Origin of the sequence: Microbacterium sp. (genome assembly GCF_035556355.1) — a bacterium.
In the GTDB taxonomy this organism is placed as follows: domain Bacteria; phylum Actinomycetota; class Actinomycetes; order Actinomycetales; family Microbacteriaceae; genus Microbacterium.
In genome coordinates this window covers 37,749-48,380 of sequence record NZ_DATMFG010000005.1, presented here as the reverse complement: position 1 = coordinate 48,380, position 10,632 = coordinate 37,749, and the positions used below count along the sequence as shown (strand labels likewise).

The 10,632-nt window shown below is 67.6% G+C and carries 10 protein-coding genes; 4 read left to right on the top strand and 6 right to left on the bottom strand.

Annotated elements, in window-relative coordinates:
- Positions 1 to 1,983 precede the first annotated feature (1,983 nt).
- From rsmG to rpmH, 6 genes are all read right to left on the bottom strand, one after another.
- Positions 1,984 to 2,601, bottom strand: a complete 618-nt coding sequence (gene rsmG / locus VNR19_RS00725) for a 16S rRNA (guanine(527)-N(7))-methyltransferase RsmG (protein ID WP_325722910.1) — start codon at positions 2,599 to 2,601, stop codon at positions 1,984 to 1,986.
- A 210-nt stretch (positions 2,602 to 2,811) separates the two neighbouring features.
- Positions 2,812 to 3,330, bottom strand: coding sequence for a Jag family protein (locus tag VNR19_RS00720; RefSeq protein ID WP_325722906.1), 519 nt, complete (start codon positions 3,328 to 3,330; stop codon positions 2,812 to 2,814).
- 46 nt (positions 3,331 to 3,376) lie between these two features.
- Positions 3,377 to 4,474, bottom strand: a complete 1,098-nt coding sequence (gene yidC, locus VNR19_RS00715; protein ID WP_325722904.1) for a membrane protein insertase YidC — start codon at positions 4,472 to 4,474, stop codon at positions 3,377 to 3,379.
- An 8-nt stretch (positions 4,475 to 4,482) separates the two neighbouring features.
- Positions 4,483 to 4,839 carry a membrane protein insertion efficiency factor YidD gene (yidD, locus tag VNR19_RS00710; RefSeq protein ID WP_325722902.1) on the bottom strand — a complete coding sequence of 119 codons (357 nt, stop codon included), beginning with the start codon at positions 4,837 to 4,839 and terminating at the stop codon, positions 4,483 to 4,485.
- The gene (gene rnpA, locus VNR19_RS00705) at positions 4,836 to 5,177 is read right to left on the bottom strand and encodes a ribonuclease P protein component (protein ID WP_325722900.1); all 342 of its coding nucleotides are present in this window, start codon (positions 5,175 to 5,177) and stop codon (positions 4,836 to 4,838) included. The genes yidD and rnpA overlap by 4 nt, the downstream gene beginning before the upstream one ends.
- Before the next feature lie 18 nt (positions 5,178 to 5,195).
- Positions 5,196 to 5,333 (bottom strand): 50S ribosomal protein L34, encoded by a 138-nt coding sequence (gene rpmH, locus VNR19_RS00700; protein WP_022879826.1) that lies wholly within the window; start codon positions 5,331 to 5,333, stop codon positions 5,196 to 5,198.
- A gap of 326 nt (positions 5,334 to 5,659) precedes the next feature.
- Here rpmH and dnaA point away from each other — a divergent pair, with 326 nt between their 5' ends.
- From dnaA to VNR19_RS00680, 4 genes are all read left to right on the top strand, one after another.
- The gene (gene dnaA / locus VNR19_RS00695; protein WP_325722898.1) at positions 5,660 to 7,099 is read left to right on the top strand and encodes a chromosomal replication initiator protein DnaA; all 1,440 of its coding nucleotides are present in this window, start codon (positions 5,660 to 5,662) and stop codon (positions 7,097 to 7,099) included.
- A gap of 535 nt (positions 7,100 to 7,634) precedes the next feature.
- Complete coding sequence (gene dnaN / locus VNR19_RS00690) at positions 7,635 to 8,783, top strand: DNA polymerase III subunit beta (protein WP_325722896.1); 1,149 nt, start codon at positions 7,635 to 7,637, stop codon at positions 8,781 to 8,783.
- A gap of 47 nt (positions 8,784 to 8,830) precedes the next feature.
- On the top strand, positions 8,831 to 9,997 hold the full coding sequence (recF, locus tag VNR19_RS00685) for a DNA replication/repair protein RecF (protein ID WP_325722894.1): 1,167 nt from the start codon (positions 8,831 to 8,833) through the stop codon (positions 9,995 to 9,997).
- On the top strand, positions 9,990 to 10,526 hold the full coding sequence (locus tag VNR19_RS00680; protein ID WP_325722892.1) for a DciA family protein: 537 nt from the start codon (positions 9,990 to 9,992) through the stop codon (positions 10,524 to 10,526). The genes recF and VNR19_RS00680 overlap by 8 nt, the downstream gene beginning before the upstream one ends.
- Positions 10,527 to 10,632 lie beyond the last annotated feature (106 nt).

Here is a 10,632-nt window from a genome sequence, read left to right as displayed (position 1 = left end):
CGACGCCCTCGCCGCCGCACGCCGCGTCGGCGAACCCAACACCGAGGAGGTGATCGAACCCGACCTCCGGGCCCTCACAGCCTGACCACGACACGAAGGATCACACGATCACCGATACACCACGTCCCAGGACTTGACCGTCCCGTCTCGGTCCGACCTGTGCGGATTCTCAGTCCCTTCCAGCGTCGCTGCGGCAAACGCTCCGAGCACGCGAACCCTCGCCCATGGGCACCGCGCGCGTCGACGTCCGAGCCCCGCCGGCCGGGTGTCCGTGCGCCGAGAAGGCCAAACACCCGCGGCCCGGTCCAATCTTGGGTGGACGCCGCACCACGAGGCCGATCGGGGGTGGGCACGCGTCCCTCACGGCCTCCCGTCCGCTCCGCGAGAAGATCCTGCGCGAATCAGGCTGGGAATACCTTCGAGGAAACGCCAAGTGCGCTTCCTCCGGCGGTGCTTGGCGTGCCCGGGCGGAGCATGGGGAGTGCCTTCGACCGCAGACTCCCGGGGCACCTGCCACGCACGCCCTTTCGCCACGGGCCGGCGTGAGGGCGTAGCCGCCGCGCACACCGGTGTTTCACGTGAAACACCCCGTTCGGGTGCAACGCGCCGGGCGAGGCTGGCGAGGATTTGGTGGGGACGCTATGCGACAACGCGCGGTGCTACGGCACCGGTCGGGAGTGAGGTTCCCTCCTCCGGAGACCACCGGGACATGACCACTGATCGTCCCGGCAAAGCACCGAGAGCCGACCACCTCCCCGACACTTGTCCTTGCCTGCTTGGCGCCGCGGCACGCGCTCCTTCACGGAGTCGGGCTGCCGTCTAAAGGAGATGCCTCGTCTCGGCTTGGTCCACTGCGCTGGCATCCCGTAGTGCGATGTCAACTGGGTGCGAGCACTCCCACGCCCGAGGATCGCGGTGTTTCACGTGAAACTGTCGAGGTGAGCACCCTGTCGTTGCGTCCCAGGAGGACCGCCGAAGAGGTCCTGCTTCACACACCCTGCACTGCTCAACATGGACTCCCCCGGGCGCGACATGGCGCGCGACGTGCCGCGCGATGCACCTCTCCAGGCGCACGAGAGGACACTCCGCGCGCGGACGCGTCCGCCTCCGCGTGCGCGAGCATCGGAAGATCAATGTGGCTGCGGGGAGCGGCGTGCGATTGGGTGGGGCTCCCACGTCACGCCTATCGCCACACTGTGGAGGCGTCGGCACCGTCCCGCTCGGCGTGCGCAAGCAGTGGCACCCCTTCAACACGGCCGGCCTGGCGGCGTCGGGAACACACCCGCGGTGCGCGACCATCGGCACATTCGAGAATGCAGTGGGCCCCGTGTTGCTCCGATCCGTGCCTCGCGAGAGAGGCGCCGAGCGGAATCCACCGCCGACGCCCTGTCCGGGCGCGGGCTCCATGCAACTCGTGCCGCATGCGCGGCCTGTGGGAAAGGCCCAGGGGGCGGGGACACCGCGTCGCCAAGCCCGCAGCGATCGAAGCCCCGATCGACCCGCTGCGGCCAGATACGGTGCGTTTCGCCCCGTCACAGCGAGCTCCCCGCCCGCTGTAGCCGCTGCCGCGACAATGGAAGGAGAAGCGGCCGGACGTTCCGCCGATGCAGGTCGCTGAGAAGGCTTTGAGCTGACCGGCCGATGCGCCCCGCGCCCGTCCGCCCACAAGCGTTCGGAATCTCCCGTCATCGCCGGTCTGGCGCAGCGGAGGTGCACACGATCCAGCGAGCTCACCGCCGGTGGTATCGCCCCGGATTCCTCGGCACGAGATAACGCCAGCGAGTCCACCGCCTCCCGGCGATCGCGGCAGGTCGCGTTCCCCGGGCGCAAGGCGCCAAGAACGAGCTCGGATCGTCGGCGACCGATGGTGACGAGGCGCGAGACCCCAAAATCCGAGACAACCGCTCAGAATCAGACCGGTCGGCCCCAGGTCCCTCGGTGTTTCACGTGAAACAAGCCGCCGGAACGCCGTCGAAGGAGCGGCTAGTTGACGGTGGCCCGCACCACGCGCGTGGGTTCCTCCAGCAAGCCCTCCCCGATCACCTCGACGTGCACGTCGCTCAGTTTGAACCGTCGGATCTGCTTTTCAGCGGCGGTGATCTCGTTGGGTGCGCCGGCCCCCTTCAACAGGACCAGCTCACCGCCTTCGCGCACGAGAGGCGCGGTGAGCGGGATCAGCGTCCGCAGCGCGCTCACCGCACGCGCCGTCACCGCGTCGAGTGACCGGCCCCACGCCCAGTCTTCGGCACGGGCCCGGACCACCTCGACGTTGTCGAGACCGAGTTGCGACGCCTGCTCCTCGAGCCAGGCGACACGGCGTTCCATCGGCTCGATCAGCACCCACTCGACATCGGGCCTTGCGATCGCGAGCACCAACCCGGGCAGACCTGCCCCCGACCCGACGTCACCGACCCGACCCGAGAACAACGGCGCAGCGACCGCGCAGTTCAGAATGTGCCGCGACCACAGTCGGGGGGCCTCGAGTGGTCCGATGAGCCCGCGCTCCTCGCCGTGCACGGCCAGCGCCTCGGCGAACGCCCGGGCGACATCGATGCGGTCGCCGAAGATCGTGACGGCGGCGTCGGGTTCAGACTCGATCATCCGTGCTCCGTTGGTGAGGGTTCGAACCGCGACGGCGATCCGTCCGCGGCGTGGTCTGCGGAGAACAATGATCCCGGCACAAGCCCGCGCTGCGCCAATCATGTCAGGGCTCCTGGGATGCATATCCCGCTGGACCCGCTCTGTTTCACGTGAAACGCTGAGCGCCGGCCTCCGCTCGAACCGCGGAACACCGGCGCTCGGGTGACGAACTCAGCGGCGGCGGATCACCGTGTGGCGGTCGGCGCCCTCGCCGTACGACTCCGATACGAGGCCGCGTTCGGCGACGAGGTCATGCACGATCTTGCGCTCGTAGCTCGTCATCGGGGGCAGCGACGCTTGCGAGGCTCCGGCGTCGAGGCGGGCGACCGCCGTGTCGACGAGCCGGGCGAGCTCCTGCGTCCGCGAATCGCGCGAACCGCCCACATCGAGGATCAGACGCGAGAAGCGGCCGGTGCGGTTCTGCACGGCGATGCGCGTCAGCTCTTGCAGCGCCTGCACGGTGTCGTGATCCGACAGCAACCGCAGTGCGCCGGGATCATCCGCCTCGACCGACACGTACGCGCGGCCGGCGCGCACGTCGAGCGCGAGATCGCCGTCGATGTCGGCGATGTCGAGAAGCTCCTCGATGAAGTCCGCGGCGAGGTCGCCCTCCTGTTCGAGCTGCTCGACGCTCGCGGGCTCACGGCCGATGGCCCCGGACTCGACGGGGGTGGGGCTGCTTGTCGTCATGACAGTCCTTCGCTCAATTGCGGTCGGGGCGTCCGGAGACGCGGAGTCAGGAGCCGGCCTGCGCCGAAGGCGACTGACCGCCGCGCTTCTGCGCCTGCTTCTTCGCCCTCTGCTTGCTCACCGGCTGCTGGCGCTTGGGCGCCGCCGCCTTCGCGCGCTCGGCCTCTTCGAGGAGACGGCGCTGCTCGGCCTCGTACTTCTCGATCGGCACGACCTTGCCGTTCGAATCGATCGCCTTGCCCTTGCGTGCGAGGCGCTCCTCGCGGGCCTTCGCCGCCTCGGAGCCCGGGGTCGGCATCTCGCGGATGACGAGGAACTGCTGGCCCATCGTCCACAGGTTCGACACGAACCAGTAGATGACGACACCGAGCGGGAAGAAGACACCCGAGAAGACGAACGCGAACGGCAGGACGTACAGCATGATCTTCTGCATCTGGTACGCCTGGCCGGTCTTGGCCTCGGGGGACAGGTTCTTCGAGATGATCTGCAGCTGCGTGAAGAACTGCGACGCGATCATCAGGACGACCAGGATCAGCAGGATGATGATCGACGTCGTGTTGCCGGTCTCGATCGCCGTGATGAGGTTCTCGTGGAGCGACGCGACGCCGAGGAGCTTCGCGTCGTAGAACTGCTGCGTCAGTTCGTTGCTGAGAAGGCCGACACCGCTGAAGTTCGGGTTGGTCGCGATCTTCTGGACGTCGTTCAGCACGCTGAACAGCGCGAAGAAGATCGGCATCTGCACAAGCAGCGGAAGGCAGCTCGACACCGGTGTCGTGCCGTGCTTCTTGTACAGCGCCATCGTCTCGCGGCTCATCGCCTCGCGAGAGAGCTGGTCGCGCTTGCCGCGGTACTTCTCCTGAATTTTCCGCAGTTCAGGAGCGATTTCCATCATCTTGCGCTGGCTCTTGATCTGACGCACGAAGAGGGGGATGAGGGCCGCGCGCACGACGACCACGAGGCCCACGATCGCGAGCACCCATGTGATGCCGTCGGCTGGCGGCAGGCCGATCGCGGTGAACAGCCAGTGCCATGCGACGAGCACAAGCTCGACGAGCCACTTGAGGGGCCACAGGATGGTCCCGATCAGATCGAAGCCCCCGCTCGCCGTTTCGGGGGCGGGGGTGGAGGCCAGCAAGAGATCCATGCGGAGGATCAGTCCTTTCCGGAAGGGGTGGGTACGACGAACCCGCGCGGGGTCAGTGCGTACCGGAAGTTCTTGCGAAGCGGCACGTCATCGACGCCGCCCTTCGCCCACGGGTGGCAGCGCACGAGGCGGGCCGCGGTGAGCGCGGTCCCGACGACGGCGCCGTGCTGCTGCACCGCGCCGACGGCGTACGCCGAGCACGACGGGTAGTACTTGCACACGTCACCGTACGTGTGCGAGATGGTGGCGCGATAGCCGTGCAGCAACGCGAGCAATGCGTTGCGCGGCAGCAGCGGGATCGCCGAGAGAAGTCCGGATGCCTCGAACCGGGCCTCGCCGAGCGCGTAAGCAGGAAGGACGCTCATGCAGCACTCCGGGCGAGGCATCGCGAGATCTCGGCACGGAGCTCGCTGTACGCGGCGGTCGCCGAGCTCGGCAGGGCGCGGATGACGACATCCGTTCCCGGACGTACGGAGTCGAGCGCCTCCGCACACACAGCCTTCAGCCGCCGGCGGACGGTGTTGCGCACGACGGCCGTGCCGACCTGCTTGCTTACGATGAAGCCGAAGCGCGGCGGCGCCGTGGCCGCTTCAGCGCGGGCGGACACATAGCTCACGGTGTGCGCGGCGGCACAGCGACGGCCCCGACGGACGACGGCCTTGTAGTCCGCTCCGCGGGTGAGTCGGTTCGGCCTCGCAAGCACCGGGTCTTCGGGCCGGACTCAGGCCGAGAGCTCGGTGCGCCCCTTGGCGCGGCGCGCCGAGAGGATCGCGCGGCCGGCGCGGGTGCGCATGCGGGCGCGGAAACCGTGCTTCTTGGCGCGGCGGCGGTTGTTGGGCTGGAACGTGCGCTTGCTCATGAGATCTCTTCCGGATCAGGTGTCACCGGGCGGGGAAGCCAGCGACAGACTGGCCCTATGGAGACCGGAGACGGCGTACAGGGGACTGCCACGAGGGCATAAGTCAACCGATTAAGGCTACGTCGAGACTCCTGATAACTCAAACCGAGCCGAACCGCGACATTATCCCCAATCCGGAGCCCGAGTGTCGCAATGACACGCGGCCGAGTCCTACAGTGGAGTTTGCCCCCGGCACGGGCTCTGACCTACCGTGGCTTCGGCAGTTATCCACAGGCTCGCGTGACCACGACGCGGGCCTGAGGCGCATCATCACACCCGGGGGGGCCATGTCATCGCACCAAGTTCCAGACGTACCAGTCTGGTCAGCCGTGCTCGACGAACTCACCGCGGACGATCGCATCACACCCCAGCTGTGGGGCTTCCTCAATCTCGCCGTCGCCCAAGGAGTGATGGGCGGCACGCTCTACCTCGATGTGCCGAACGACCTCACGGCCGCGCAGCTCAACAAGCGCATGCGGGCGCCCATCCTCGAGGCGATCTCGCGCGTGGGCGACGATGAGGTCGCGACGTTCCGCGTCGTCGTCAATCCCGATCTGGCCGACCAGCATCTGACAGCGCCGATCCCGGTGCAGACCCCGATGCCGTCCGAGCCGATCGCGCCGTCGCAGCCGACGGCCGGTGCGCGAGCCGGAATCCCGGAGACGACGGACGCGGCATCCGCCGGTTCTCGCTACGACACGCGGCTCAACCCGAAGTACACGTTCGACAATTTCGTCATCGGCCAGTCGAACCGCTTCGCGCACGCGGCCGCTGTCGCTGTCGCCGAGGCTCCCGCCAAGGCGTACAACCCGCTGTTCATCTACGGCGACTCGGGTCTCGGCAAGACGCACCTGCTGCACGCGATCGGCGACTACGCGCTGAGCCTCTATGCCGGCATCCGTGTTCGCTACGTCTCCAGCGAGGAGTTCACGAACGACTTCATCAACTCGATCGCGAACAACCGCGGGTCGGCCTTCCAGGCCCGGTACCGCGAGGTCGACATCCTCCTCATCGACGACATCCAGTTCCTGCAGGGTCGCGCCGAGACGCAGGAGGCGTTCTTCCACACCTTCAACACGCTCCACGACCACGACAAGCAGGTCGTGATCACGAGCGATGTGCCGCCGCGCCAGCTCACCGGCTTCGAGGACCGCATGCGCAGCCGGTTCGAGTGGGGCCTCATCACCGACGTCCAGGCGCCCGACCTCGAGACCCGCATCGCGATCCTGCGCAAGAAGGCGCAGAACGAGCGGCTGCAGGTGCCCGACGAGGTGCTCGAGTACATCGCGACGGTCGTGTCGTCGAACATCCGCGAGCTCGAGGGCGCGCTCATCCGCGTGTCGGCGTTCGCGAGCCTCAATCGCTCGACGCTCGACATGTCGCTCGCCCAGACCGTGTTGCGCGACATCGTCGATCAAGACGACGCGAACGTCGTCTCGCCGACCGACATCATCAATGCGACCGCGCACTACTTCAAACTGTCGGTCGACGATCTGTACGGGTCGAGCCGCTCGCAGGCGGTGGCGACCGCACGACAGATCGCGATGTATCTGTGCCGCGAGCGCACGAGTCTGTCGCTGCCCAAGATCGGGCAGCTCTTCGGCAACCGCGACCACACGACGGTGATGTACGCCTACAAGAAGATCAGCGACCTCATGAAGGAGCGCCGCTCGATCTACAACCAGGTGACGGAGATCACCGCGCAGCTCGGCCGCAACGGCCGCTGACGACGCACCGGCCTCGGTCGGGATGACACGGTGAGTATTCCTGTGCGTTCCCGTCGTTTCGCGGCTCGCCGAAGCGGATGCCTCATCGGGTCCGTCCTGCTCGCCCACGGCATCGCGCAATATGCCCCAACGGATGCTTGACACCTGTGGACGACGGGGCCATTATTCGCGTTCTACACAGTGTGGAAAACCTGTGGATAACTCGGGACGACTGCGGAAAGGCTGTGCACACAGGAGGCCTCCCTGTGGACGAGGACCGCTCGGCACGCATCCGCGTGATTCCGCGGTCCCACAGCTCTCCGCAGCCGTTCCACAAGTCACACGCGTGTAGTTCCCAGGCGCTGACTGACAAGTCGCGAGTTATCCACACTTTCCACAGCGGTTAACACCATGACAAGAATCTCCTTGATGAAGATTCATTCGATCACCTCGACGTGAACGGAGCCGCGCCACGGCGTCGACGGTGACAAACCACTGGCGGGGCTCGTGCCTGGCACTAGCATGGGTAGCCCAGCCCGATGTCGAGGGAGCGTCCGTGAAGTTCCACGTCAATCGCGATGTGTTCAGCGAAGCCGTGTCGTTCGTCGTGAAGCTCCTGCCGCAGCGCAATCCGCAGCCGATCCTGGCCGGTGTGCTCATCGAGGCATCCGACGCAGGTCTGTCGCTCTCGGCATTCGACTACGAGGCGTCCGCCCGCACGACCATCGAGGCCACCGTCGACGAGCCCGGCACGATCCTCGTCCACGGCAGGCTGCTTTCCGAGATCGCGAGCCGACTCCCGAACGCGCCGATCCAGATCGAGCTCGACGAGGACGGCATCGTCCTCACGTGCGGCTCGGCCCGCTTCACGCTCGCGTCGATGCCGGTGCAGGAGTATCCGGCGATCCCCGAGGTGAGCGGCGAGTCGGGCCTGGTTCCGTCCGAGGACTTCGCCACCGCAATCTCGCAGGTCGCTTTCGCGGCATCCCGCGATGACGTCACCCCCGTCCTCACCGGTGTGCAGCTCGAGGTGTCGGGCACACAGCTGAGCCTCGTCGCGACCGACCGTTACCGCGTCGCGCTGCGCGAGATCCCGTGGGACGGCGGCACCGTCGCATCCGACGAGCAGACCACCGCCCTCGTCCCGGCGCGCACCCTCACCGAGGTCGGCAAGACTTTCGCGCACGGCGGCGACATCTCGATCTCGTTCTCGGGCTCAGGCGACCGCGAGATCATCGCGTTCACAGCGGGCAACAAGACCGTGACGTCTCTGCTCATCAAGGGCAACTTCCCTCCTGTGCGCCGGCTCTTTCCCGAGCAGACCGACCACCACGCCGTCGTGAACACCGCCGATCTCAGCGAGGCTGTGCGCCGTGTGTCGCTCGTGCTCGATCGTTCGGCTCCGCTGCGCTTCACGTTCACGTCCGACAGCGTGTCGATGGACGCATCGGGCACCGAGCAGGCGCGTGCGTCCGAGTCCGTCGATGCGAACCTCGTCGGCGAGGACGTGACCCTCGGACTCAACCCGCAGTACCTGCTCGAGGCTCTTGCGGCGGTGCGCAGCGAGTTCACGCGCATCACGTTCACCTCGAGCGAGAACGCGAACAAGCTGAGCCCCGTGCTCATCACGCCGCAGACCTCGGTCGACAAGGCGGGCGAGGACACGTTCAAGTACCTGCTGCAGCCGAACCTGCTGCTGCGCTGAGGCGGCTCTCCCGGCTCGCTGTCACACGGGCGGAATAGGGTGACAGGGTGATCGTCGAGCAGCTCAGCCTCGTGGACTTCCGCAATTACGCGGAAGCCGATGTCGCGCTGCATCCGGGTCCCAACGTCTTCGTCGGCCGCAACGGTCAGGGAAAGACGAACCTGGCAGAGGCGATCGCATTCTTCGCGACGCTCGGCTCGCATCGGGTGTCGACGGATGCCCCGATGGTCCGCCACGGATCCGACGCCGCGATCGTGCGGGCGCGACTCGCCCACGGCGAGCGTCGCGTGCAGCTCGAGGTGCAGCTCAACAAGCAGGGCTCGAACAAGGCGCGTGTGAACGGGTCTCCCGTGCGCACCGCCGAGCTTCCGCGGTATGCGCAGGTCGTGCTGTTCGCCCCCGAAGACCTGCAGATCGTGCGCGGCGACCCGTCCGCCCGTCGGCGCTTCGCGGATCAGCTGCTCATCCAGCGGCGTCCGCGCATGGCCGGCGTGCTCGCCGACTACGACCGCGTCCTGAAGCAGCGCACGACTCTCCTCAAGACGGCGCGGGCGCGCGGCATCCGCGGGGACGCGCTCTCGACACTCGACGTGTGGGACGACAAGCTCGTCGCCCTCGGCAGTCAGGTCATCGAGGCGCGGCTCGCGCTCGCCGATGAGCTCGCCGGCCCGTTGGCGCGCGCCTACACGCAGATCGCGGGCGCCGACCACCGGCCCGAACTGGAGTGGGCGCTCACCGTCCGAGGCGTCGACGCCGAAGACGCGGACGGCGACGAGGACACGATGACGACGGATGCCGCACCTGCCGGCGTCGCCGATCAGTTCCGCACCGCGCTCGCCGCCCGCCGGACGTCCGAGCTCGAACGAGGCCTCACCCTCGTCGGGCCGCACCGCGACGACCTCATCCTCCGCGTGCGCGGACTGCCCGTGCGGGGGTACGCGTCGCACGGCGAATCGTGGTCGGTCGCGCTCGCGCTGCGCCTCGCATCCGCAGAGCTGCTGCGCGCCGAGTCGCAGCTCGGCGACCCGATCCTCATCCTCGACGACGTGTTCGCCGAGCTCGATGCCGAACGCCGCACGCGTCTGGCATCCCTCGCGGGCGACTTCGAGCAGGTCGTCGTGACCGCGGCCGTCGAGCAGGACGTTCCCGACACCCTCCGCGCGCGGATCGTGCGCGTCGAGGCGGGCAGGATTCTGGAGAATGCGGATGCCTGACCCATCGACAGGCTCAGGAACCGGAGAGATCCGGTCGACCGCCGGCGCTTCCGACGGCGTGCCCGAGACGATCGCGACGTACCTGCGCCTGCGCGGGCTTGAGCCGTCGGCTCGTGCGGTGCGTCGTCGCCGCCGCCGCTATGAGGACGACGAGAACCAGCCGTTCACTCCCGGGCGCGATCCGCGCGGGGTCGGCGATGTGCTCGCCGCGCTCACGCGCGAGGCCGGCTGGGACCCGCTGCTCGCGCGTGAGGACGTCGTCCGCACATGGCACGAGGTCGCCGGCGAGGACACGGCGCGGCACACGCGGCCGGTGGCGTTCACAGAGGGCACCTTGACGGTTCAGGCGGACTCCACGGCGTGGGCGAAACAGCTCCAGCTCATGCGTGCGCACATCATGACGGAGATCGTCCGGCGCTATCCCGAAGCCGGGGTGGAGAGCATCCGCTTCATCGGACCGGACGTCCCCTCCTGGAAATGGGGCTCCAGAACGGTTCCAGGGCGCGGCCCGCGCGATACCTACGGTTGAGACAGGTCCGATACCGTTCTGGGCGATTTCCGGGCCGCACAGGGGCGTATAAGCCTGTCGGCAAGGTTCCACAGGGTAGGATGGAGTAGTCCCCCGGAACAGATGC

Coding starts and splice junctions, on each gene's coding strand:
- rsmG (WP_325722910.1), bottom strand. CDS start 2,601: ATGATCGAGTCTGAACCCGACGCCGCCGTCACGATCTTCGGCGACCGC.
- VNR19_RS00720 (WP_325722906.1), bottom strand. CDS start 3,330: ATGACGACAAGCAGCCCCACCCCCGTCGAGTCCGGGGCCATCGGCCGT.
- yidC (WP_325722904.1), bottom strand. CDS start 4,474: ATGGATCTCTTGCTGGCCTCCACCCCCGCCCCCGAAACGGCGAGCGGG.
- yidD (WP_325722902.1), bottom strand. CDS start 4,839: ATGAGCGTCCTTCCTGCTTACGCGCTCGGCGAGGCCCGGTTCGAGGCA.
- rpmH (WP_022879826.1), bottom strand. CDS start 5,333: ATGAGCAAGCGCACGTTCCAGCCCAACAACCGCCGCCGCGCCAAGAAG.
- dnaA (WP_325722898.1), top strand. CDS start 5,660: ATGTCATCGCACCAAGTTCCAGACGTACCAGTCTGGTCAGCCGTGCTC.
- VNR19_RS00680 (WP_325722892.1), top strand. CDS start 9,990: ATGCCTGACCCATCGACAGGCTCAGGAACCGGAGAGATCCGGTCGACC.